General features: G+C 62.8%; 12 protein-coding genes and 2 pseudogenes. 2 read left to right on the top strand and 12 right to left on the bottom strand.

Annotated elements, in window-relative coordinates; translation table 11 throughout:
* Window positions 1-29: 29 nt before the first annotated feature.
* The 7 genes and pseudogenes from ACFSDX_RS24880 to ACFSDX_RS24850 all read right to left on the bottom strand — a co-directional run bounded on the left by ACFSDX_RS24880 (window position 30) and on the right by ACFSDX_RS24850 (window position 10,663).
* Entirely contained in the window at window positions 30-2,888 is a 2,859-nt protein-coding gene (locus ACFSDX_RS24880; protein ID WP_382318651.1) for a glycosyl hydrolase 115 family protein, read from the bottom strand.
* Window positions 2,889-3,139: 251 nt separating this feature from the next.
* Window positions 3,140-3,511, bottom strand: a pseudogene (locus ACFSDX_RS24875) (DDE-type integrase/transposase/recombinase); the annotation flags it as partial.
* Window positions 3,512-3,572: 61 nt separating this feature from the next.
* Window positions 3,573-3,782, bottom strand: a pseudogene (locus ACFSDX_RS24870) (IS3 family transposase); the annotation flags it as partial.
* Window positions 3,783-3,979: 197 nt separating this feature from the next.
* Entirely contained in the window at window positions 3,980-4,144 is a 165-nt protein-coding gene (locus ACFSDX_RS24865) for a transposase (RefSeq protein WP_382318649.1), read from the bottom strand.
* A 65-nt stretch (window positions 4,145-4,209) separates the two neighbouring features.
* On the bottom strand, window positions 4,210-4,644 hold the full coding sequence (locus tag ACFSDX_RS24860) for a hypothetical protein (protein ID WP_382318647.1): 435 nt from the start codon (window positions 4,642-4,644) through the stop codon (window positions 4,210-4,212).
* 690 nt (window positions 4,645-5,334) lie between these two features.
* Complete coding sequence (locus tag ACFSDX_RS24855; protein ID WP_382318646.1) at window positions 5,335-7,518, bottom strand: ATP-binding protein; 2,184 nt, start codon at window positions 7,516-7,518, stop codon at window positions 5,335-5,337.
* A 208-nt stretch (window positions 7,519-7,726) separates the two neighbouring features.
* A complete protein-coding gene (locus ACFSDX_RS24850; RefSeq protein ID WP_382318644.1) occupies window positions 7,727-10,663 on the bottom strand; it encodes an FG-GAP-like repeat-containing protein in 2,937 nt (978 codons plus the stop codon).
* A 366-nt stretch (window positions 10,664-11,029) separates the two neighbouring features.
* On the opposite strand from ACFSDX_RS24850, the gene ACFSDX_RS24845 reads away from it, so the two are divergent.
* Window positions 11,030-11,407, top strand: coding sequence for a response regulator (locus ACFSDX_RS24845; RefSeq protein WP_382318758.1), 378 nt, complete (start codon window positions 11,030-11,032; stop codon window positions 11,405-11,407).
* A gap of 658 nt (window positions 11,408-12,065) precedes the next feature.
* Here the strand turns inward: ACFSDX_RS24845 and ACFSDX_RS24840 are convergent.
* Both ACFSDX_RS24840 and ACFSDX_RS24835 read right to left on the bottom strand, forming a co-directional pair.
* Complete coding sequence (locus ACFSDX_RS24840; RefSeq protein ID WP_382318642.1) at window positions 12,066-16,919, bottom strand: Ig-like domain-containing protein; 4,854 nt, start codon at window positions 16,917-16,919, stop codon at window positions 12,066-12,068.
* 84 nt (window positions 16,920-17,003) lie between these two features.
* Complete coding sequence (locus ACFSDX_RS24835) at window positions 17,004-17,537, bottom strand: phage tail protein (RefSeq protein WP_382318640.1); 534 nt, start codon at window positions 17,535-17,537, stop codon at window positions 17,004-17,006.
* Between the two features lie 244 nt (window positions 17,538-17,781).
* On the opposite strand from ACFSDX_RS24835, the gene ACFSDX_RS24830 reads away from it, so the two are divergent.
* Window positions 17,782-18,408 (top strand): LuxR C-terminal-related transcriptional regulator, encoded by a 627-nt coding sequence (locus ACFSDX_RS24830; RefSeq protein ID WP_382318638.1) that lies wholly within the window; start codon window positions 17,782-17,784, stop codon window positions 18,406-18,408.
* 42 nt (window positions 18,409-18,450) lie between these two features.
* Here the strand turns inward: ACFSDX_RS24830 and ACFSDX_RS24825 are convergent, their stop codons facing one another.
* The 3 genes from ACFSDX_RS24825 to ACFSDX_RS24815 all read right to left on the bottom strand — a co-directional run bounded on the left by ACFSDX_RS24825 (window position 18,451) and on the right by ACFSDX_RS24815 (window position 24,171).
* On the bottom strand, window positions 18,451-21,447 hold the full coding sequence (locus tag ACFSDX_RS24825) for a sensor histidine kinase (protein WP_382318636.1): 2,997 nt from the start codon (window positions 21,445-21,447) through the stop codon (window positions 18,451-18,453).
* A gap of 1,105 nt (window positions 21,448-22,552) precedes the next feature.
* The gene (locus ACFSDX_RS24820) at window positions 22,553-22,681 is read right to left on the bottom strand and encodes a LacI family DNA-binding transcriptional regulator (protein ID WP_382318634.1); all 129 of its coding nucleotides are present in this window, start codon (window positions 22,679-22,681) and stop codon (window positions 22,553-22,555) included.
* A gap of 140 nt (window positions 22,682-22,821) precedes the next feature.
* The gene (locus tag ACFSDX_RS24815) at window positions 22,822-24,171 is read right to left on the bottom strand and encodes a vanadium-dependent haloperoxidase (protein ID WP_382318632.1); all 1,350 of its coding nucleotides are present in this window, start codon (window positions 24,169-24,171) and stop codon (window positions 22,822-22,824) included.
* Between the last annotated feature and the right edge of the window lie 18 nt (window positions 24,172-24,189).

Here is a 24,189-nt window from a genome sequence, read left to right as displayed (position 1 = left end):
AAGGGTAGTTCGTTGGGGGTGTTTGCGCCTTACTTCGTGCGGAAGCTTTCCGGCGGGCCTAGGTAGCTTTCTTTCAGCCCACCCGTGTCCAGCACGAGCTTTTGCAGGACAATGTTGGGAGTAATGACCCAAAATTTCAGCGTATGTACCCCGGGAGTCGCTAGCTGGTGGTTCGATGCCATGGTGCGGATATTGTCCATCATAGCCGTTTCGGAATTGTCGTTGGCCCAGGTTTCACCGGGCCGGTGCTGGCTAAGATTAAGCAGTTGGGGCTTTTCGTCATCGAAGGCCACAGCATACACCAAGCCTCCGGCGTTGTTGGTGTCGATGCTGGGCGTAAAGTAAGCTTGTAGTTTCACCGGGCCGGCTTGGTGCAGCACCACCTGGTACTCGAGGTGGGGCGCGCTAGCAGTGGGCTCCTGCTGAGGGGCCGTAGCGGGCACGAGGGTGATGCCTGTAGACGTGCGCCCGTAGTTGTCGAGTACCTGCCAGGAGGTAGTGGCCGACTGAATAGCCCGCGTGTAGTGCGGGCCACTAATAGACACATAGCCATTGCCTTCAACGTAGCCTTTACCGGTCAGCGCTGCCTGCGGGTTACGGTTGTCGATGGGCACTTGCACTACAATGCGCTGACTACCGGAGCCGCTTATTGTGACGGGCACCTGGCACTTGCCAGCCGGGGCCGTGGCCCAATCCACACGCAACCAGAGGCGCTCTTGCTGAGCAATGGTACCGCGTGGCTTGTCGATTTTAAGCCACGACACGGGGGTAGTCGCGGTGTAGGCAAACGAGTCCCGACCCCGGTTGAAGATTTCGAGGTAGTGGGGCTGGTTTTGCCAAGCGTTCAACTCCGGCAGCACAGCCGCCTCCTTAGCCAGCGGCCACCAAGCGGTGCTGCCCTCTAGGGCTACAGCCATTTCGGGCTTGCCCTTTAATGTGGTCCCTAGGGTAGCGGGCAGTTCATCATGCCCGTCGGGGCCGCGCCAGGTTTTGTAAAACACGTGGGGCTGGTCCATCATATGGTTCCACTTACCGTTTTGCAAGGTGTGGTTGTACTGGTAAGTCAGCAGCGAATCCTGCACGTAGAAGGCCTTTACTTGCTGAGCCATGCTGCGGGTTGCGGCCCGACCCTGACTGGCGTAGAGCTTATTCTTACCCAGGGCCAAGTGTAAATCCATCAGGTTAGCCAGGGCCTGGATGGGGTAGCCTACAACCTGGAAATAGGCGTCCTGGGAGGCAGAATCCAGCTGTTTACTCACTTGCACGGCCTGTTCGCGGAGGATGTGGTACCGCTCTACCAAGTGCTCAAATTCCTGGTAATTGGTGAGACTAAATGTGTTGAGCGACAGCAGCTCCGGCTTCCGCACGCCGTTATAGTCGTTGTACGTAGTGAGTAGGTTGGCTATTTGCTGGGCGTGCGCAGGCCCAAACTGCTGGCTCGCCCACTGGTGGGTAAACTCGGGCAGCTTCTCAGCGGGCCACTGCTTGGGGTCCCAGGCGTATTTGAAGTAAAAGCTGATGGGAAATTCCATGGGCTTGAGGTCGCCCACGTTCAACACCCAGATGCGGTCTACCCCGTGGTCGTAAGCCTGGTGGAACTGCTCCCACACTTTGGTTAGCTGGTTGGAATTAATCCACTTATAGCTCCAAGGGCCGCCGTTGAAATCGAGGTGATAGTACACGCCGTAGCCGCCGGCCCGCTTAGGGTCAGTGGACTTGGGTAGGCGCCGGATGTTGCCGAAGTTGTCGTCGCACATGAGTAGGGTCACGTCGTCGGGCACACGCATGCCCTGGTCGTAGTACTGCTGCACTTCTGTGTACAGGGCCCAGAGCTGAGGGATGGTCTCCACGGGCCGACCGGTCACGTCGGCCAGGATTTTGCGCTGGTCGCGTACGATGCTTTCCAGTAAGGCAATGTTGGTACCGGGCGCCATGGGCACGTCGCCGTCGCCGCGCATGCCCATGGTCACAATGCTTTCCTTAGTGCCCATGTTTTCGATGCCCTGCTGCCAGAACTTCTGCAATTCCGCTGGGTTTCGTTCGTAGTTCCAGAGGCCTTTGCCATAGCGCTGCCACTCCTTTTGCGAACGAACCATGGGCTCGTGGTGCGAGGTACCCATCACCACGCCGTACTCGTCGGCTTTTATGGGGTTTAGCTTGTCGTCGTCGTTAAAGGCATTGCCCCACATAGCCGGCCACAGGTAATTGCCCCGCAGCCGCAGAATCAACTCAAACATTTTCTCGTACGCCTGATGATTGGCGCCGCCAAATTTCTCTTTCACCCATCCTGAAAAAGCGGGTGCTTCATCATTGATGAAAATACCCCGGTATTTCACCGCCGGCTCGTTTATCAGGTAAGTACCCGGCTTCACGGCCACCATTTGGTGGTGCACGACCGGCACGTCGGCCCACCAGTACCAGGGCGATACGCCCAACTGCTCCGATAGCTCATAAATGCCATAAATGGTGCCGCGCTTGTCGCTGCCGGCAATCACCAGGGCCCGCGCAATACCCGGAAAGGGCTTGTCGATGGTTTGCGTCACCGACGCTTCCCACTTGCCTTGCACTTGGCTCACATCCAGCTTTTTGCTGCGCACCAGTGCGTCCACGAGCGGACTATGGCCTATGGTGCCGATGATGAGTACCTCTTTGCCCTTCAGTAGCTTGCGTTGCTGCAACAACTCGGGCTGGGTGCCTGTGGCCAGTAGCACATCGTGTTGCAGGTCGGTGGTCGCCCGTATGACGCCTTTATAGTCTGCCGGGCTTACCAGCAGGGGTAAGGCTTTACCATTGGCGGCCAGCACCAACTCCAAAGGTTTTTCGTCAAACAAGAGGTAGGACTGCGCCTGTGCAACCGAGCTCCACAGCACCAGTGACAAGATGTTCAATAATGAATTTTTAAAGCATATCATAAGCAGCCAAGCAGCGTGATTAGGGTTATTTTTGGTAGGTAGGCGCTGTACAGTAGCGTGAACTTTTAGTCCGCTTGAAGTACAGGCATCTGACTCACAAGCTAAAAATTCGCGTTACTGAGGTGGTCTAGCTAGGCCGGACACAATTGGGACGTGGTTTAAAGGTGGGTTTCGAAATGGTTGAGGACGAGGTAGCCGAGTGCGGAGTGCTAGCGCTCTGCGCTGTATTAGGCCATATGGTGGCTGATTTCGAGTTGAGTTTCGGTCAGGCCAGCGAAGCTACCACCGTCGAGTAGCTCGGCCTTGAAGCAGCTCCAAAACGATTTGACGTGGGCGTTGTGGTTCATGCTTTGCCGCGCCCTGTGTCGCGCTAATAGGTCTTTAAAGCGGGTAGCGGTGTACTGACTGCCCTGGTCGGAGTGCACGACGAGTCCCGCTGGGGGGCGACGCATGGCCAGGGCCTGGCGGAGCGCCTCGCTGACCAAGTCTCCAGGCATAGTGTCGCGCACGTCCCAGCCGACGACTTTGCGTGAGCAGCGGTCCAGCCACACGGCTAGGTACAGCCACCCGCCGCCCTGGCGCGGCAAGTAGGTGATGTCGCCGACCCAGACCTAGGTGGGAGCCGTGGGGGGCAGCTGGCCGAGCAAGCGGCCGTGCGCGCAAGCCGTGCGCTTGGAGCACGCGACGGATGCGCCAGCGGCCCACAGCGTGGCCGTCGGCCTGCATCTCCACCCACAGCCGGCAAGTGCCGTAGCACTGGCTGTGGTGCGTAAAAGCTTCGCGCACGGCCACTTGCCAGACCGGCTCGACCTTAGGTTGCTGCCGCTGGCGTTGCCAAGCACAATACGCGGCCGGCGCCACACGCAGCATCTGGCAAAGTTGGCGTACGGGCAAGTGGGCGGCGCGCTAAGCGATGTGCTGATAGGTGCTCACTGGGTCGGCTGGCCGAAGATGACTAGGGCTTTTTTAAAAATATCAAGCTCTTACTCGGCTTGCTTGAGGCAGGCGCGCAGGATGCGCACCTCCGGGTGGCGGGCTACCTCTTCGCTGCCCACCTCGGCCGCGAGCTATGCCTGCTGCCAGCGGTAAAGCAGCTTGGAGCTGATGCCTAGCCGCCGTGCGGCCGCCTGCGTGCTACGGCTCTCGCCGGTCAGGCGTAGAGCTTCAGCCTTGAACGCCTCGTCGTATTTACGCCGTTTGTCGGGCGACGCCCCTTTATTTTTGGTTGCCATAACTGAAGAAATATACGTCCTTCTTCTGTCCGGCTTGCCTAGATTACCCCACTGCTTAGCCACGTTTACTGGCATTCCTGAAAGATAATGGGCGCTGTTTGCGCGATGACCACACTGCGGCCTGGTCCGGTGTTGCGATGCAAGTAAAAGTAGCAGGTGACGGGGCGCTTGAGCTGCGTATTACGGCGAATAGCGGCGATGGGGTAGGTGATGGTGAGCGTATCCTGGCGAGCGGAAATAGCCGCGACGCCCTGCCGCCCATCCGAAAAGGTCATATGTGGGTTGGTGCTCTGAAACTTGATGGAAACGGCAAAGCCTTCCGTGGACTGCTCCGTCTCAGACAAACTGTAGACGAGCTTAGCCCGAATCACGGAGGTGGGCTGTAGCGTCGCGCACGGGGGCTGGTTGAGCGTCAGCAGGGCGAGGTGATTGGGGGCCGGGGTTTGCGCCAGGACGGCACTTACGGTGAGCAGGGCGAGACTACCCGGTACGACTCGCATAAACGCAGGACTTCTCACAGGGCAAAGGAAGAGAAAGGTCTCGCTGACGAAATGGTGTTACTAGCCCGTGCGACCCTCCAAAAAAGGACCGTGGCTGTTGCAGAACTCCACCTAGGGCTCGTACGCAGATACCGCTAGTCAAATCGGGCGAATAAATCGGCCGTAATCGCACCTTATTTGCGCCTTTGTAAGGGCGACGACCAGCTTTTAAATGAACCGGAGAGTTCTGCAACAGCCACGGGCCTTTATTGAATTAATTAGTGCTGGTAATTAGATTTTTATATTGCATGGCAACTACCTGCTATAAGCATAGGGTCGCGGCGTGCCCCACGCCAGTTGCCTAAGCTCTTGAAGTTACTGATTGCATGAGCACTTCAAAAAATGGCAGCTTACAAAGCCCCAAAAACAGTATTTCTGAAGCTTTTTAAGCACTCACTTCAGACCCCATTATTTGGTCCTTTTTTGAAATAGTGCTTTTAGTTGAAAGGCGTGTTAAGCTAAGAAAATGTAATTTTTAAAGGCACCGGCTAAAAACTGCGGAATCTGCTTCATGAACTGCACGCTTTCTATTCGATAACGGAGGGCACGATCAGCTTTGACTGAGCCGCGCCGAGTTGCTAAGCGCTGTGCCACTGACACAGACCTTCAGGGCACGGCCGCTACCCCATAAGCGTTCGGGGCCCCAATAGGCTACCGATGGAGTGCCGCAGGGCGAGCGCTCAGTTCAAGCGGCAGTTGCAACGTAAACTCGGTATAGTAGTCTACTTCCGACTGTACGCTCAGCGTGCCGTTATGCCCCTGCGTAACGATGTCATAGCTCAGAGAAAGACCCAGCCCCGTACCTTCCCCCGCTGGCTTGGTCGTAAAGAAAGGGTGGAAGACCTTTTGCCGGATTTCTTCTCGCATGCCGGTGCCGTTGTCATATACCTTGATTTCCAGCGCCTGAGCTAGGCGCCGCGTGCTAAGGCGCACCGTGGGAATATAGGTGGAGGTCGCAAGTTGCTGACGCTGGCGCACCGCATAAAAGGCGTTCGTGAGCAGGTTCAGCAGCACCCGCCCAATGCCTTGAGGCTCCATTTCTACTAGCCCTGACTGCGCATCATAGTCGGTGAGAAGCGTGACCACCACCGTGCTGTCCTTGGCCCGCAGCCCGTGATAGGCTAAGCGGAGGTACTCCTCGCAGAGGGCGTTGGGGTCGGTGGGAAGCCGCTTACCGGTGCTCGGGCGGCTGTGCTCCAGCATGCCCTGGACAATAGTAGCCGCTCGTTGGCCATGCGCCCGTATTTTATGCAAGTTACTGTGCAGGTCATTCAACAAGTCTGCTTCCAGTTCCGGCTCGTGGACGGGGGCTAAGCGCCCCTGTTGAAGTTCCTCCACCAACTCGGCACTGACGTCTGAAAAGTTATTGACAAAATTTAGTGGATTCTGAATCTCGTGCGCGATGCCCGCGGTCAGCTCCCCCAAGCTGGCCATTTTCTCGCGCTGAATCAGCTGGCCCTGGGTGGCCTGCAGCGTGAGTAGAGCGTAGTCGAGGGCATCGCGTTGCTCGGCAATTTGCTGATTTTTCTCGTTCAGCCGCCGGTTAGCCCGTTGCTTGAGCCCCACGTTTCGCCACAAGAGTCCGGCCAGCAGCCCCACCCCGCCTAGGCCGACCAGCAGTCCGATTAGTTGCTGGTGCTGGCGGGCACTTTGCTGCGCCTGGAGCTGGCGCGTCTTGGTGAGCAGCGCAATCTGGGCCTGCTTTTTGTCCAGTTCGTAGCCGTAGCGCAAAGCGCTGGTCTGGCGCTGCGTTTGCTCGCCGGCCAGCGTATCTGTATACGCCCGCGCCACTTGCTGGTAGTGGTAGGCGGGGGCAAACGCGCGCCGGGCGGCGTAGGCCTGGGCCAGCACCTCACTGGCATCGCGCATGTTTTCCTTGCTGCGCGTTTGCTGCCCCAGCTGCAAACTGTGGTGGGCCAGGCGAATGGCACTATCCGGCTGCCCGGTGGCCTGGTAGACTTGCGCCAGCAGCAACTCGGCGAAGGGCAAGCTATACGTATCCTGCGTAGCCAGCGCCCGGGCTTGGGCATGTAGGCCGTGTCCCTTAGCCAGAGCATAGTTGCCCTGTAGGCGGTACACGTCCGCGACATTGATTTCGTTAATCGTGCTATTTACCTGATCGTGCTGCTCGGTTGCGAGCTGCTGGGCCCGGGAATAGTAGCGCAGGGCCGCCGGCCAGTTTTTTTGCTTGGTATAGACGGTGCCGAGCGCATTCAGCATCGACATCACGACCTGGTGGTCGCCGGCTTGCTCGCCATTTGTTAGGGCCGCTTGTAAGGTGGGTAGGGCGGCCACGTAATCTTCTAGGTTCAGGTAGATGGAGCCGAGCGTGGCCTGCAGGCGCCGCTTCGTTTGCTGGTCGCGGGCCTGCTCCGCCAAGGGTAGGCCCTGCTGGGCAGCTACTAAGGCCGCCGCGAAATTGCCCTGAATGAGTTCGGCCAGCATCAGCTGCAAGTAGCTTTCTGCCTGCCCTTGCCGCTGGCTAAGGCGCGCAAATAGCTGCTGGGCCTGTTGCGCGTAGCGCCGGGCCAGCTCGTACTTTGCCTGCCGCCGGGACAAGGTGCTCAACCACAGCAAGGCCCGGGCTTCTCCCGGCGCGTAGTGCGCGTGTCTACTGCGCGTGAGGGCCTGTTCGGTAAGCGCTTGCGCTTGGGGCAAATCAGTAGCCGTTAGGGCGATGGCCAACGCCTGCAACCGCTTGATGCGCAGCGTATCCGGCTGGGCCTGCGCCTGCAACAACTCCTGTAGACTATCCACCAGGGGTCGTTGGGCGTGCAAGGGCAATGCCGTCACGAGGAAGAAGCTTACGCCAGCAATCCGGGAACGATAGGTCATAGCGGCGCGCAGTTAAGCAAGAGCAGTAGTTGCAGCCAATTCTTCATAAACAGGGGGGTAGAGCGTTTAAGGAAAAAGCTTTCTTGGTGCCAGGCAGCACCCGCCCTGGCGCGCCAAAGCACAGCTAGCCCCGGCGGACTAGCTGTGCCTAGTGGGCGGCGACCACCTGAGTCGAGCCGCCTGGCCGCCCAGCCTAGGTGGCTACTACTTAGCGGGTAAGCACGAGCTTCTGCGTCAGGGTTTGCCCGCCGCCGGTGAGGCGCACGGTGTAGAGGCCGGCGCTCAGGCCGCCTCCCCCTAGGGTGCGCTCGACGACTTGCCCAGCCGGGGCCGGGCCGTCGTAGAGCGTCGCCACGGCCTGGCCCAGCACGTTGTAGACCACCACCCGCACGGCCCCCTCCTGGGCGGGGCGGAAGCGCACGATCGTGCTGGTCGTGAACGGATTGGGGTAGGCTTCGAGCAAGGGGGTAAGGTCCAGGGCTGGGGCCTCGGGTAAGGCGGCTACCACCAGGGCGCTGGCCGTCCGGGCGTTGCCGGGGCAGGCACCAAGCTGGTCGCCGTGCTTGAGGTGGTCAGCCACGGCGTTGGCGCTGAGGCAGAGCGGGTTGCCGTTGTGGCAGACCAGCACCTTATCGTTCTTGCCGCTGTTGCCGCTGCCGCAGCTTGCGTCTACTACTGTCAGCGTCACGCGCGTACTGGCCACGCAGCCGCTGGCCGAGGTCACCGTGACCGAGTAGGTAAACGTGCCGCCCATAGTGGCGGTGAAGGTGGTCGTGGCGCTAGTGCTGCTGCTCAGGCCCGTGGCCGGGCTCCAGCGGTAGGTAGCATTGGGGCCGCCGCCGCTGGCCGTGAGCGTGGCCGTTTGTGGGCCATAGCCGAGGTAGATGGTGCTGCTGGGCGAGACGCTGACAGCGGGCTGCGGCACGGTACCCGTCACGGTCACGGTGGCCGGGCCGGTACTTACGTTGCCGCTGGCGTCGGTCACGGTCAGCGTCACGGGATTGGCCCCGAGGTTGGCGCAGCTAAACGTGCTCGGGCTCACGGTAATGGACCTAATCGCGCAATTGTCCGAGCTGCCGTTGTCGACTTGGGCGGCCGTGATGGTGGCCTGGCCGTTGGCCAGGGCCACCATCACGTTGCGGGTGCGCACCACGGGCGCCTGCTGGTCCTGCACCGTCACCAGAAACGAGCCCGTGGCCGTGCCGCCGCAGTTGGTGGCCGTCACCGTCACGCTGGTTTCACCCACGGGGAAGGGGTAGGGAAACGTGAGGGGCGTGCCGTTCACGGCGTAGCTCAGGGTAGGGGCCGGCGTGCCGGTGGCCGTAGCCGCGAAGGTGCGCGTGGCGCTGCACTGGCCCGCATCAGCGGCCAGGGTTTGGGCGGCGGGCAGCGTCAGCACGGGCGGCTCGCAGGGGGTGGTTAAGCTTACGGTGGGCGAGGAAGTGGCCGTGCGGCTGTCGGCGCACAAGCTGCTCACCACTAGCGAGTAGCCGGTGTTGGGCGCCAGGCCGGTGAGGGTGAGCGGCGAGGCCGGGCCCGTTACGCTGACAGCGGCGCCGCCGCTGGTGGGCGTAGCCGTGGCCGTGTAGCCGCCGCTGGCCGTGCCATTGCCCGTGAAGGTTACTTGCGCCGTGGTAGGCGTCAGGGTACCTAGGGCCACGGTGGTCGGGGCCTGGCAAAGCACTTGGTTCAGGCGTACGCTCACCGAGTTGCCGGTTTCATTGCTGGTCAGCAGGTCTAGGTCACCGTCCCCATCCACATCGGCCGCTACTACACTGATGGGGCCACGGTCTACCCCCACCTCTGAGCCACCGCTGAAGCTGCCCTGCCCGTTGTTGAGCCGCACGCTCACCGTGCCTTGACTCGCATTGGCCGCCAGCAGGTCCAGGTCGCCGTCGCCATCCACGTCGGCGGCCGCTACCCCAAGAGGTAGTACTCCTACGCCCACCTCCGAGCCACCGCTGAAGCTGCCCTGCCCGTTATTGAAACGCACACTCACCGAGTAGCTGCTAAAGTTAACCACTAGCAAGTCCAGGTCGCCGTCGCTGTCGACATCGGCGGCGACTAGGCCGGTTGGAAATTCCCCTACGCTCACCTCCGAGCCACCGCTGAAGCTGCCCTGCCCGTTGTTGAGCCGCACGCTCACCGTGCCTTGACGCGCATTAGCCGCCAGCAGGTCCAGGTCGCCGTCCCCATCCACGTCGGCGGCCACTACACTCCGCGTGCCGTTGCCCACGCTTACTTCGGAGCCGCCGCTGAAGCTACCCTGCCTGTTGTTGAACCGCACACTTACCGAGTTGCTGTTGTTGTTGGCGGTCAGCAGGTCTAGGTCGCCATCGGCATCCACGTCGGCCGCCACTACGCTGTAGGGCTCGTTGCCTACGCCCACCTCCGAGCCGCCGCTGAAGCTGCCTTGTCCGTTATTAAAGCGCACGCTCACCGAGTTGCTGCTATAATTAGCCGTCAGCAGGTCCAGGTCGCCGTCGCCATCCACGTCGGCGGCCGCTACGTCAAGGGGGTCGGGGCCAACGCTCACCTCCGAGCCACCGCCGAAGCTACCCTGCCCGTTGTTGAACCGCACGCTGGCCGTGCCGCTGCCCAGATTGCCGCTGCCCAGATTATCGTTAGCGACTAGCAGGTCCAGGTCGCCGTCATTGTCGATATCAGCAACTGCTACACTCTCAGTGGACCCCACGCCCACCTCCGAGCCCCCACCAAAAGTGCCGGCTGCTACGCCGGCCTGCGCGGTGAACTGATACACGTAGGGTGCGGCGGCCGCGCCGCTGGAGCTGCGCACCGTGGCCGGGGAGGTGACAAACACCGTTTCGCCGGGCTTGAAGTCGTTGGCCGGGTCTACCGTGATGGTGCTGCCGGTGGCCGTGGCGTTGCCATTGCGCACGAGCTGCCCGCCGCGCTGGTTGGAATACACGCGCACGTTCTCGGCCGAGGCCGGCGCTATGCCTTGGTTGTAGTTCAGTACCACATTCGTGCTGAGCGGGGCCGCGACGGTATTGGCCACCGGGCTGGTGCTGGTGACGGTGGGCGTCTGGGCGGGCAGGGCCAGCGGCAGCAGGCCGGCCAGCAGCAGGCCTAGGTGGCGCAGCCGAGGGCGAAGAAACCAGCAATCGGGTAGGGGTGTGCGCATAGGAGGAGGGAGTAGAAAAAGGAGAAAAGCAGCTAGGCAGCCATTTCGCACGGCTAGCGCCGCTACACGAGGAAGCGTATGGTACTCAGACGGTTTCTGCTTAGCTTTTGCAAAGATTCTACAGCTGCTTACTGCCTCACAAACTTTTCACTACCCCTAAACAGGGGGGGGGCCCGCACTTTTTTGCCCACGGCGGCCGAGTGGCTTGCCCCCTGTTTAGGGGTAGGGCGCGGCTTGCAAGCACCGCCCAGGATACCCGACCTTTACCTCATGACTCCGTTGCGCCTAGCTATTATTGAAGACGACCCCACCGTGCGCCAGCTGCTGCAGGGCTACCTCTGCCGCTAGCCCGAGTTCACGTGCGCGCTGGTAGCGGGCTCCATCGAGGACTTTCTGGCCCAACTGCCCGACGTGGTGGCCAAGCCAGAGCTGGTGTTGCTCGACGTGGGTTTGCCCGGCCTGAGCGGCATCGAGGCCCTGCCGCTGCTGCGCCGCCAGCTGCCCGAGGCCGACTTCGTCATGCAAACCGTGTTCGACGACGCCGACCGCATCTATCAGGCCCTGTGCGCCGGCGCCACCGGCTACCTGCTCAAGAGCACCCCACCCGCCGAGATAAAAGCGGCCCTGCTCGACGTGGCCCGCGGCGGGGCGCCCATGAGCCGGGCCGTGGCCCGCAAGGTGCCCGGCTACTTCAAGCCCGCCCCGAGCTCACCGCTCGCGAGCGCTCGGTGCTCGAGGGCCTGAACGAAAAGCAGGTGGCCGCCCGCCTCGACCTTTCCACCTAAACCGTGCATTCCTACATCAAGCAGCTCTACCGCAAGCTGCACGTGCGTAGCCGCGCTGAGTTCCTAGGCCACGCTATGCAGTAGTAAGAGCCAGAGATATGGAGGCTATTATTCGGTATGCTCCTTAGAGAAGAGTGCGCTACGAGTTGCGTCAAAGTGGAACTTACTGACGCTTAATCCTTTGTTAGGCACCTGGTGGCTAAGCGATACGAAGTCTGAACTACCTGCCGAGTGCTGCACGAGCAGCGAACAGACCCAGCTATTCTATACGTAAAGCCAGTAGAAGTAGTAGAGCAGGGCCAGGCCCTGCTACCCTATGCATAAAGCCAGTAAACCGGTGCGGTATTGAGTAGCAACGCAGGAAATCAGCAAAACAAGGGCTGGTATGTCAGAGGTAGAAAGAATGCGCTGTTTAGTGCCAACTAGCCCTGCTCCTTAGTTGCTGACGCCTGGGCCATTTCTTACAGCCTACCCCGGGGAGTACCACTTTTCCGGCTCTCCACGACACTGGCTCTCCACGACCAATAGCTAAGCAGCCCCCTAGGTGCCCCACACGAAGCTGTGTAGGGTACCTAGGGGGCTGCTTAGCTACCGGAAGCGCGGCTACCGGCGGAAGCTTAGCGGCTGAGCACCACCCGCTGGGTCAGGGTCTGCCCGGCGGTGGAGAGCCGGCAGATGTAGAGACCGGCGCTCAGCTGCGTGCCGTCCAGGGTGCGTTCCAGTAACTGCCCGGCTTGCACCTGTCCGTCGTAGAGCGTGGCTACGAGCTGGCCCAGGGCGTTGTAAAGCTGCAGCTGCACCCTGCTCGGCAGGGCGGCGCGGAAGCGCACAGTGGTCGCAGTCGTGAACGGATTGGGGTACGCTTCCAGATTGCTGTCCTCACTGGTGTCCGTCGTCGTAGCTGGCTCAACCAAGCGGGCGGCTTGCGCCTGCGTTTGGGCTTTGCTGCTAGGGCAGGTACCGAGCTGGTCACCGTGCTGGAGGTGGGCGGCCACGGCCGCCGAGGCCAGGCAGAGCTCATTGCCGTTGTGGCAGACCAGCACCTTGTCGTTCTTGCCGCTGTTGCCACTGCCGCAGCGCGCGTCGATGACGATGAGCGTGATGCTAGCCATAGCCACGCAGCCACTGGCCGCACGCACTGTGACCGTGTAAGTGAACGTACCGGCTTTGGTGGCCGTAAAGGTGGTCGTGGCACTGGCTGGATTGCTCAGGCCCGTGGTGGGGCTCCACTGGTAGGTGGCCCCACTGCCGCCGCCGCTAGCCGTGAGCGTGACCGTCTGCGCGCCGTAGCCCAGGTAAAGTGTGCTGGGTACGCCCCCGGTGTAGGTCGTGTTGGCGGGCGTAACGCTGATGCTGGGCGCGAAGGAGGCGCAGGAAACGCTCGTGGTAAACGTCTGCGCCGCGCCGTAGCTGGTGCCCACGCTGTTGGTGGCGTAGGCCCGCGCGGTGTACTGCGTGCCGGGCGCCAGGCCCGATACGGCCACCGTGAAGCTACCCGGCCCGCCACTGCTGGCCACCGCCGTGGTTGTGCCGCTGCCTCCTAGGATGGGCATGGCGTTGGTGCTGCTATACACCACGCCGCGGGCCGTCACGGGGGTGTTGCCCTCGCTGCTCACGGTGCCGCCGAGCGTGGCGCTGGTGCTGGCTACGTTGGCGGGAGCAGCCGTGGTCACGACGGGGGCCGTAGCGGCGGCGGGCTGCACGCTGATGGTCACCGTCGTCGCGTTGCTGCACAAGCTGGGCGAGCCGTTGTCGCAGGCCTGGTAGGTGAAGCGGTCGATGCCGCTGTAGCCTGAAGCAGGCGTGTACCCAAACGAGCCGTCGGGGTTAAACGTCAGCGTGCCCTGCTGAGGTAGGCTCACGACTTGTGCCCGCAGGCCTCTGCCCTGGTCGTTGCTGAGCACGTTGCCGGTCAGGAGCGTGTTGGCGGGCGTGGTGTAGGTGTCGGGGTTAGCCACCGGGGCCGTGCGCACCGTGAAGGGGGTAGCCGAGGTGGCCGTGCCGCCCGCTGTGCGCACGCTAACTGGGCCCGTAGTGGTGCCCGCCGCCACGGTGGCCATCAGGCTGGTGGCGCTCGTCACGGTGAAGCTGCTGGCCGCTGTGCCGTTGAAAGCCACGGCCATTACGTTGACGAAGCCCGTGCCCGTAATAGTCACTTGCGTGCTCACCGGGCCGTTCGGCGGATTAAAGTCCGCGATGGTGGGCGTCGGCTGGTAGGTGAGCGTGTACGGGGCCGACGCCACGTTGCCGTTGTTGGCCGCATCCTGGGCCGCGCCCGCCGCGAGGGCCACCGTAGTGGCGATGCCGGCCGTGGTGGGCGTCACGGCGAAGGTGTAGGTGTTGCCGCTGCCTGCGGGGCCGCTGCTCACCGTGCCATTCGTGACCGTGATGCCGCCGGCCGAGAAGCCGGTGACGGCCTCGGAGAAGGTGGCCGTAAAGGCGAAGGGCGTGGTCGGCGTTGTGCTGCCCGAGGCGCCCGCGGGGCTGGTGAGCGTCACGGTGGGGGCCACCGTGTCCACGGTGAAGTTGACCACGCTGCTGTTGGCGCTCACGCTCGCGCCGCTGCTTTGGGCCGTGGCGTAGGCCGCGTAGGTGCCGTCGGCCAGCGCTGTGGCGGGCGTCAGACTGAAGGTACCGCCCACGGCCGTGGCGGTGCCAATTGCCTGCGCCGCGCCGCCATTGGTCGCCAGGTACACCGTGACAGTGCTGCCCGCCGGGGCCGTGCCGCTAAAGGTGGGCGTGCCGGTTGTGGTGCTGTTGTTGGCCGGGTCGGTGAGCACGGGCGCGGCCGTGGTGGGCACCACCGGCGGCTGGTAGGTGATGCTAAACTGGGTAGCGGCCGCGTTACCGTTGTTGGCCTGGTCCGTGGCCGCGTTGGCGGGCACGGTCACGGTCACGGCGCCGGCGGCGGCGGGCGTCACGTTGAAGGTGTAGGTCGAGCCCGCGCCGGAGAAGCCCGCGAGGGTGCCGTTGGTCACGGCCACGTCGCCGGCCACGAAGCCCGTTACGCTTTCCGAGAAGGTCACCGTGAAGGGAAGCGGCGTGGTAGCCGTGGTGCTGCCCGCACTGCCGGCCGTCGAGCTGATGACTACCGTCGGTGCCGTCTTGTCGATAGTGTAGCTTTCCCCGGTGGTAAAGGGAACGTTGCTCACGCCCGGCGAAAGCCCGGTGCTGTTGTCCAGGTTCAGGCGCAGCGAGCCGCTGCCGGTGCCGGTGTTTACCGCTACGGTGTACGTAGTGCCCGCGCCGCTAACGCTGCCCACGCTGCCCCCGGCCAGCGTGCCGTCGGTGGCCAGCGAAAAGTTGCTGCTAGTAAGGCCCGTAACGGGAGTTGCGAAGGTGACCGTAAACCGGACCTGGCTAGCGTTGGTGGGGCTAGGGTCGGCCCGCACGATGGCCGCGACGGTGGTCGGGGTCGTAAAGCTTACCGCCGTCCCGTAGCTAGTGCCCACGCTGTTGGTGGCGTAGGCCCGCGCCGTGTACTGGGTGCCGGCCGCCAGGCCTGTCAGGTTGGCCGTGAAATTGGTGGGGAAGCTAGCGGGCTGGGTAGTGCCCACCTGCACTTTCGAGTTGGCCGTGGTGGGCGTGCCCGTGCCCGCCACATAGACCACGCCGTAGTCGCTGACGTTGGCTCCGCCATCGGCCGCCAGCGTATTGCCGCTTACCGCGGCCGTGCTGCCCGTGAGACTGCCCGCCGTACCCGTGGCCACCGTCGGGGGCATGGCCGCCGTAATGCGGATGTTGTCATACGCGATTTCTGACTGCCCGCGCGCGCGCTGCCGCAGCACAAACGTGAGGTTGCTCACCGCCGCCGCCGGGGGAAGGACGAAGGTAAAGTCCTGGAGCGCCGGGCTCAGCTGCGTGCCGGCGGCGGGGGTAAGGGGGTCGAGGTCAGCGTCCTGGCGGGCGGGCGCAGTGCCATCTACCCCATAAAAGGCCCCGAACTGGGTGAGGGTAGTGCCGCCGTCGGTGCTGTAAAACAGCTCAAATCGGTCGCCCGGGTTGGCGGCGTCGAAGTAGCCCAGCCAGTTGCCCGCCGCGCCGATGGCCACGGTAAAGCGCAGGTTGCTGCGGCCGGCGGCATTCACGGGGGCCAGCTGCACCAGGCCGTAGGGGTTGGTCGGGTTGGCGGTCGAAACGGTGCCCTCCCCAAACCAGTAGCCGCCGCTATAGCCGGTGAAGGTGGCATTCCCAACCTGGGTGCCGTTGTAGGTAGCCGGGCTGGTGGTGGCCCGGAAAGAGCCGACCCGCGCCCCGCCCGCGACGGCCCAGGCGTTGCCGAAGTAGCGCGTGCCGTCCCCGTCCGTATCAAAGTTTTCCGTGTAGTTGAGCGCGGCCGGCGCGTTCAGCGTCCCCCTAATGGTGAGCGTGCGCACGGGACTGTTGCTTACCGCCGCGCCATTGCGCACCTGGAAGGTTATTTGCCGCGTGCCGGTGTTGAGGGTGGTCGTGTTGGTGTTCGAGTAGGTTATCGAGCGCAGCGCCGCCTGGTAGGCGGCCTGGCTGGTCGTGCCGTTCAAGGTGAGCACTCCGGTGCCGGTGTTGTACGAGCCCGTGATGCCAGGCTGGTTGGTGAAGTCGAGTTGGTCCTGCGCCGCGAAATTGCTGCTGATGCGCACGGTCGCGCCCGTGAGCGTGGTGGCCGAGCCGTTGGAGTAGCCCACGGTCAGCGAGTTGGTGAGCTGCACGGGGCTGCCGCCTTCGGTGTAGCTGGCGGCGGTGGTTTCGAGCCCGCTGAGCGTGGGCGTGGGCGTGTTGTTGAGCACGCCGGTTACCCGGATATTGTCGAAGGCCAGTTCTGCGCCGCGGGTGTCGGCCACCACGCGCACGCGCAGGCTGGTGCCGGTGCCCGCTATGTCAGCGCTGATGTCCTGAAAGGCCTGCCCCAGCACCAGGCCCTCCGGGATGCTGTCCAGCGGCGAGCTGGTATCCTGCTGAAAATCACCGTTGTTCACCGGGTCGCTGCTCACCAGCAGCCCGGCCGTCACAAACGGCCCGCCGTCAAAGGAGTATTGCAGCCGGATGCGGTCGGCCGCGGTCACCCCGTTGGCGCCCGCGCCCGTAAATCCGCCGCCGCGGGGCGCGGCCAGGGCCACGGTAACGCGCAGATTCTGGTAGCCCGCGGCCGGAATAGGATTGAGCACCACGTACCCCGCCGAGCGTACTACAGTGGTGCCGAAGCCCCGCACGTTTTCGCCGGCAAAGGCATAGCTGCCCTGCTGGTTGGTGAGGGGCTGGGTGGTGCCGGGGTAGGCCGCACCACTGCTGCTCAGCTGCTTGCGCTCGAAGTACGAGAGCGGTGAAAAGGGGGTCGTCGTGGCCGGCGAGTTAAACGAGTTGGCCGAGTACCCCCAGTCGGTACTCACGCCCTCGAAGGTTTCCTGGGCCAGGGGGACAGCAGTTTGCGCCCGCGCCGCCGGGGCGAGCAGGCCGAGCAAGCTCAGCACGGCCCATAGTAAGTTTCTTTTCATAAGCGTTGGGAATGGAATTGGTGAAAAAACTGGCGTGCCCGCGGGGCCAGGGCTCTTTCCTGGGCCAGGGCGGTGCCCGGTGGGCTAGCGTGCGGGAAAAACCCCCACTAAGGCGATGGCGTAGGTGAGCACCAGCGACGGCTGGCGGTTTTCGTGGGGGGCGCTGCCGCCAGCGGCGGTGAGGGCGCCGGGCAGGCTGCCGGCCCCCAGCGTTGCAGTGTGCTGGCCAGCCGCAAACTGCGGGGCGGGGCCGGTAGCCGGGTAAGAATCCTGCGCCTCGGGTAGCTCGGCTCCCCCGCCCACCTGGATGGTGCCTGCAAACGCGTGGCCGTGCGCTGGCATGGCCGCTGGCGGCAGCGCTACGCTTTCGGTACCGTCCCGCTGGCCGGGCTGGTAGGGCGAGAGGCCAGGGCCGGCGCCCGCCCCCACTATGGCGCGGCCCCGCAGGTCGGGCAGGGCAAAGGTGTTCTGCCCATCGCTGCCATACACGTTGCCCAGTACGGCATAGAGCGTTTGGTTTTGGCTGATTGCGAGCAGGGAGCCATCGCATAGTGCCCAGCCCCACGGGGCGAAGCCAAAACCAACGGCTCGGATTTCGCCGACAAACATATCATCCATAGGGTGAACTAGGAGAAAGGGTGGAGAGAAGCAGCAAAACAATACCCAGCCACCCAGCGTCCGGTGGAGAAGTGCGTGGTAGTCAGCCAGTTTTTTATTGGCTTATGCAAAGTTTCCGCCCGCCAAACCTGGTTTGCAACTTTTCCACTACCCCTAAACAGGGGGGGTACCCAGTGGCTCGCCCCCCTGTTTAGGGGTATGGATTGGCTTGCCCGCGCGGCCCCCGGCCCGGACCTTTGCCCGCATGACTCCCCTGCGCCTGGCCATTATCGAAGACGACCCCACCGTGCGCCAGCTGCTGCAGGGCTACCTCTGCCGCCAGCCCGAGTTCACGTGCGGGCTGGTGGCCGGCTCCATCGAGGACTTTCTGGCCCAACTGCCCGACGTGGTGGCCAAGCCAGAGCTGGTGTTGCTTGACGTGGGTTTGCCCGGCCTGAGCGGCATCGAGGCCCTGCCGCTACTGCGCCGCCAGCTGCCCGAGGCCGACTTCGTCATGCAAACCGTGTTCGACGACGCCGACCGCATCTATCAGGCCCTGTGCGCCGGCGCCACCGGCTACCTGCTCAAGAGCACCCCGCCCGCCGAGATAAAAGCGGCCCTGCTCGACGTGGCCCGCGGCGGGGCGCCCATGAGCCGGGCCGTGGCCCGTAAGGTGCTCGGCTACTTCAAGCCCAGCCCCGCCGGCTCCAGCGTCGACCTTACTGCCCGCGAGCGCCAAGTGCTCGAAGGTCTGGTCGATGGCCTAAGCGAAAAGCAAGTGGCTGCCCGCCTGGAGCTTTCGACCCAAACCGTGCACTCCTACATCAAGCAGCTCTACCGCAAGCTGCACGTGCGCAGCCGCGCCGAACTCGTGCGCCAAGCCCTGCGGTAGCGGTGACTAAAAAAGTAGCTGGGACTTTGTAGTCCGAGCTACTTACCCCTGGTAAGGTACCCGCACGTGCACGCACCAGCCAGTGGCTGCCGGCCCGCTGCTGCAGTGTCCTCCGAGGGCCTCAGCGCGGCGCTGCATATTGCGCCGGCCCATGCCGCTAGCGGTCGTGGTGAGCTGAGGTGGGCCATCATCCTGAATGGTAAGTACCAGCGCCCCGCCCTGCCGTTCTAGCGTGAGGGCCAGGTGCGTGGCGGTCAGCGCGTGGCGCACGGTGTTGGTAATGGCTTCTTTGGCAATGAGGTACAGGTGCTGGCGCAGCTGCGGGGCTAAGGGCGCCGCGTCGGGCAGGCCGCGCACGGCCAGCGTGGCGTGTAGCCCGGCGGCATGGGCGGTGGCGTCGAGGTGGTCGTGCAGGCGGTCGCGCAGGGCGCCTACGGTGTCGGCGCCCGCGTCGATGCTCCACACCACGTCGCGCATCATCAGCAGGGCGGCGCGGCTGTCGAGCAGCAGGGCCTGCATGTCGGCGGTCAGCTCGTCGGGGGAGGCGGGCTCTTGCAGCAGCTCGGCGCGCAGGTTTACGCGGGTGAGCAGCGCGCCGACCTCGTCGTGCAGGTCAGCCGCGATGCGGGTGCGCAGCTGGGCCTCGCGTAGGGCGCGCCGGCCGCGCAGCTTTTGCACCCCGATGCCCGCGCCCACCAGCAGGCCAGCCGCCCCCAGCAGCAGCAGCGGGTGCTGCCACCAGGGGCGATCCACTACCACGCGCAGGTGCTGCTTGGGGGTGCGCTGGCCGGCCGGCGTCTGGCCCCACACTACCAGCTCGTAGGTGCCCGCGTCCAGGGAGCGTAGGCGCAGGTGCCGCCCGGTGGACTGCACTCCGGCCGCCGAATCGGCCAAAAGCCCAGCTGGTCGCAATTGGTAGAAAAACCGATTGAGCGCCGGCGCCCGGTAGTCGTTGAGAGCCAAGTCAAACCCACCTTCCTTGATGGGGCCGCTCAGCAGCAGCGTCGGGGTGGCCATGGGGGTAGGCAAAAAGCGTAGCGCCCCACTGCCGCTGGCCCGTGCCGTGAGTAGCAGGTGGGGCGGCCGGTCGGGGCCCTGCCGAGTGGCGCCGCGCGCTACCCGAAACGCCCCGCCTACCCCCCCGAAGTACAGCGTGCCGTCGGGCGCCCGGTAGGCCGCCTGCTTGTTAAGCTCAGGGTTGGCCAAGCCTTCGGCCGGGCCATAGATGGTGAGCTGGCCCGTGGCCGGCCGGTAGCACACCAGTCCGGCGTAGGTGCCGGCCCACAGCTCGCCCCCGGCCCCCGGCACGAGGGTCGCCACCGTGGGGGTGGGTAGCCCTTGCTCGGTGCTGACCTGCCCCACCAGGCCCTGGCCGGGCACCAGCTTCAGGATGCCGTGCGTGGCGGTACCCAGCCATACGGGGCCCCTAGGCGGAGCATACACGCATAGCACGTCGTCAGTAGGTAAGTGCCGGTTGGGCGTACGTTCTGCCGTGCTGTAGTGCTGCACCGCGCCCGTGGTGGGGTTGAGGGCATACACCCCGTGTTCGCTGGCCAGCCACAGCGTGCCCGCGTCATCTTCGCTGATGCTGCGCACTAGTTGGCCGCGCAGCGGCTCGGTGCCCGTTGGCGTGCGGTAGCGCGTCACTTGCCGGCGTTGTGCATCGAGCCGGTACAGACCGTTGGTGGCCCCGCCCCACACGGCCCCCGTTCGGGCGCAGTACACCACCCGGCCGTTGAGCGGGGCGGCGTCGGTCGTGCCTGGGTAGAGGGGGTAGTACGTCAGCACGCCCGTCTGCGGGTTCAGTTCCCCAAACGTATTTGCCTCATCCGCAAATAGTACCCGGCCGGTCGCCGACACCTCCACATCATAAAGCATAGCGGGCCAGGGCCGGCCCTCGCGGGTCAGAAACAGCGCCCGCAGGGTGTCGGTCGGGTAGCTAGCCCGCTGCAAATACACGCCGCTGTAGGTAGTCATCAGCAACTGGCCATCGGTCAGTTGGGCGAGCCCGCGCACGCTGGGCGGCCGTACTTGCCCGACTACTGGCAGTGGCCGCAAAGGCACGGCCGTGCCGCCCTTGAAGCAGCCGCGGGTTTCGGGGCTGAAGGCCCACCACAGCCGCCGCGCATCCTGCAGCAGCGTGTATTGGGTGCTCGGCTCAGTGGCGTCGAAGGCCACTGGCAGCTGTTTTACCTGGGGCAGGGTGCCCGGCGCACCCCACTGCACCACCAGCCGCCGCCGTTGCGCCAGCCACTGCACAGGCCGGCCCTGGGCATCGAGGGTAGGGTAGAAGTACTTGCTTTCGTAGGTTGAAGCAGGCAGCCAGCGCAACCGCTGTCGCAGCGTGCCTGTGGCTTCGTTGAGCTCGTACAGTGCTTGGCTGCTCATGACATACGGCGTGCCGGGTACTGGCACCAAGTACGCGCCCGGCTGCTGATACACCTGTCGCCGCTGGCCCTGGGCGCCAAGCCGGTACAGCTGCCCATTGAAGGTGCTGAGCCAGACCTCGCCGCCCGGGGCGGCCGCAAAGCTGCTGGGTTGCTCGTTCAGCATCGGTAGTAGGGGCAGCTTGGCGGGCGGGCGGGCGGGGTCCAGCACCGCTACCCGACCCGAGCTGTAGCCCACCCACAGTAAGTGGGTGCGCGGGTCGAGCCACAGCGCGTACACGGCCTCCGTCTCGGTGCCATTGGCGGCGCCGAGGGGTAGGGCGCGGCGCGTAAGCGTGCCGCCTGCCCAGCAGTACAAGCCGTCTACGCCACCTATCCAGAGGCAGCCGGCAGGGTCGCGCACTAGGGCATTGATATAGCCGTGGGGCGCGGCCACTTGGCTGGAGGTAAGCAACTGCGCCAATGGTACAGTCTGGTAGCCGTCGTAGCGGCGCACACCCTCGGGAGTAGCCACCCACAGGTAGCCCTGGTCGTCGGCCACCAGCGCCCGCACCACCAAAGAGCTCAGCACTGAGTCGGCCACCCAAGGGGTCGTAGCGGCTACCTGCGCGGCCGCCGGCCTAGCCCAGCCAAAGCTCAATAGCACGCTCACTGACCAGGCAACTAGCAAGCGGTAAGAAGTCAGCCGGTAAGGAGAAGCAACGCACAACCGTGACATGGGCGGGCATAGGGAGCAGGGCAACAAAAGGAAGCTAGTAAGCGCCGCCAGGTCGAGCACTTAGTTGTTACTGGCTGCTGCGAAGTCAGAAGCCTTATTCCTCGGTTTACTAGCTTTTTACAAAGAAACATCTATATAGTCATTGCTAGCATAATATATTATTATTACGCTGCAATTACGGAGAAAGCGGTCGTCGAAGTTTGCTGTACACAAGAGCAGTTCTACCCATCTAAATAGCTAGGTAGAGCAGACTAGAAGTGCCCTTCGACGTATCCTTTCAAAGGCGGAAAAGCCTCTGTTAGCACAGCTACAAAGCAAGCTAACTGTTACAGGTCTACAGGAGTGCCTAACTTGTTTTACCTTGCTCATTAAGTATCCATCAACAAGCTGTGAGTGAAATGTTACAACAGCTACGGGCCCTTATTGAACTAATACCTGTTAACAATCAACATAATACGTTGATAATTTTTTCAATTAGTTGATGTGTACTTTAGGATAGCGTGCCCCTTCTTTCTTAAAAGAGCTAGGTCGTAATTAGGATTGATAATTGACGGCTAGTTTTGTTCTATCAAATGGTAAAGCAACCTGTGCGCAATGTCTTATTCTACAAACCGAAGTGAGGAGCCACGAATGCATAATTCGGGTTGGAGTAGCACTTGGCGTTGCAGAAAGTATTGGGCTGAAACAGCAGTTAATTCTAGAAATAGGTGCACGGACGCAGTCCCCATTTCTGTACAGCACTGGTCAACCGACGTAAGTTGAGGCTCTGTAATGCCAGTGGAGGTGATGAAGACTACACGTATCGCTGGCCATCGATACTAAAACGCCAGTGACCTGAGCGAAGAGCAATGTTTCGATGCAGCGCCGTTCTAACTGACTGTCTTCGTGTGACTGACATACGGTGACGCTGAATCCTACTTTACTGGCCGCCTGCTCGATGGCTTTAATAACAGCCGAAAAATTTCCCCTCAATGTAAGGTGCTACTGTGCTAAGCAGCCGACTCTGCCCCTTGCGAAGAGCTGAAGCTACTTGGTTAGGCTAGTACTTGAGCTTTTTAGCTAGCTCGAGTACCCGCTGCTTAGTACTAGTTTCGACGCTATGATGGTTACTTAAAGCCCGCGAAATAGTAGTGAGTGATACGCCCAGCTCGCAGGCCAGGTCAGCCATTGATACGCAAGACGATGCAGTATTTTTTAGGATGAATGCCTATAAATTACTTATTCGCTCTGTGGCCATTCGAAGTAACTTTAGAAAATGCGAGTCAACTTAAGTATATAAATATAACATAATGAGCTGAGCAAGCTACTCTATTTACTTGCTAACTGAGTAAAATTCCTATGGCTGCACAGACGCTGCACGGCCAGCACGCCTACTTTCTGACCCAGCACCTGGCCCTGGCGGATGGCGTCGAGATAGTGAATGCCACCGTAGAGGCGCGAGGTAGCCGCCTGCTCGGCCGCCTGCTCAAAGGAAGTAAAGCGCCGGGCGCGCAAGCCAAACTCGTGCTCTGTAGTGTCAGTATAGGCGTAAGTGGGGCCAAAGTAGTGACCTAAGACCTCGGCAGCCGCCGTCGAGACGACCGAGTGCCCGCTCACATATTCGGGAAATGGGGGCGTCTGTAATAGCGGCTTCCACTGCGGGTCGAGATACCGGCGAATGGCCGTTTCGGGCCGAATCCGGTTGCTCTGGTACTTCTCCTGCCAGCAGCAGCGGAAGGCATCTGTCAGCGTCAGGGCCAGCACGGTGTGCAGCTGCATCGCTTGGCCGAAGGGCACGCGGCTTTGCCGGCAGGCTAGGCCCGCAATTTTCATCCAGTGCGCGCCCGGCGACATTTTCTTGAGCCCTACTTGCAGGTGGCCCTGGTCGCGCACGGCAAAGGGATTGCAGTCCCAAAAAGCCGCGATTTGGCGCTGCTCATCCGTTAGCGTGTTGCCGGTCTGGCGCACCTGCTGCATAAGCTGGTAAAAGCCCGAACCCGGCCTAGGGTCGAAGGCCTGCGGAGGCTGCGGCCGAAACTGATTGGTCGAATCAAGCAAAAACGGCCGAATAGTGCTGAAGTAAGGTTCAACAGGGGGTAGAAAAGCCGGGGGTGTGGGGTACCAGTAGCCTGGCCCAGTGGTGGGCGTATAGCGCGGCCGGTCGCTGATGCGGTAGTAGCCGTCCTGCTTGGCATACTTCAGCACGGCCTGCGCCACGGCTTGAGCGTACTGGGCCGAGGCTTCGGCCACGTCGGCGGGCATTCCTTTAGCTTGGCAGTCGGCGAGTACTTGCTGCTGCGCGCCGGCCAGTTGGCTCCCTGAAGGCTGAAGCTTGGCCGCCGTTTTGAGGATGGCCAGCAACGCTGCCAGCCGGGGGGAGTAGCTCGTCGCCGGGGGCACAGGCGCGCCAAACGGCTCGTGCAGTCGCTTACCCAGGGCAGGGCACGTCGTATCGCGCTGGGCCAGCACCTCATTGCCAGCTAGCAAGGCGTAGGCAAAGAACCGAGCCGCCAGGGGCGGATTGGTTACATCGTGCAGCATCAGCTCATTCATCTTATCCACGGCCTGGCCTATGCTGCTTGCAGGGGGCTCGTAGGCAGTGGGTGGCACGTGTCGGCACGCTGCGCCCCCTAGGCCGGCTAGCACACACAAGAGCAAGAGTAAAAGGAGACGGCGCATGTGAAAAGAAGGCGTGTA

The organism is Hymenobacter bucti, assembly GCF_042681145.1.
In the GTDB taxonomy this organism is placed as follows: domain Bacteria; phylum Bacteroidota; class Bacteroidia; order Cytophagales; family Hymenobacteraceae; genus Hymenobacter; species Hymenobacter bucti.
Note: the sequence above shows the minus strand (reverse complement) of the source record. Positions and strands in the feature narration are given on the sequence as shown.

Bases quoted from the DNA above. Each gene is read 5' to 3' on its own strand.
- ACFSDX_RS24855 (WP_382318646.1), bottom strand. From the start codon at position 7,518: ATGACCTATCGTTCCCGGATTGCTGGCGTAAGCTTCTTCCTCGTGACG.
- ACFSDX_RS24820 (WP_382318634.1), bottom strand. From the start codon at position 22,681: ATGGCTGACCTGGCCTGCGAGCTGGGCGTATCACTCACTACTATTTCG.
- ACFSDX_RS24840 (WP_382318642.1), bottom strand. From the start codon at position 16,919: ATGAAAAGAAACTTACTATGGGCCGTGCTGAGCTTGCTCGGCCTGCTC.
- ACFSDX_RS24815 (WP_382318632.1), bottom strand. From the start codon at position 24,171: ATGCGCCGTCTCCTTTTACTCTTGCTCTTGTGTGTGCTAGCCGGCCTA.
- ACFSDX_RS24835 (WP_382318640.1), bottom strand. From the start codon at position 17,537: ATGGATGATATGTTTGTCGGCGAAATCCGAGCCGTTGGTTTTGGCTTC.
- ACFSDX_RS24860 (WP_382318647.1), bottom strand. From the start codon at position 4,644: ATGCGAGTCGTACCGGGTAGTCTCGCCCTGCTCACCGTAAGTGCCGTC.
- ACFSDX_RS24850 (WP_382318644.1), bottom strand. From the start codon at position 10,663: ATGCGCACACCCCTACCCGATTGCTGGTTTCTTCGCCCTCGGCTGCGC.
- ACFSDX_RS24830 (WP_382318638.1), top strand. From the start codon at position 17,782: ATGACTCCCCTGCGCCTGGCCATTATCGAAGACGACCCCACCGTGCGC.
- ACFSDX_RS24865 (WP_382318649.1), bottom strand. From the start codon at position 4,144: ATGGCAACCAAAAATAAAGGGGCGTCGCCCGACAAACGGCGTAAATAC.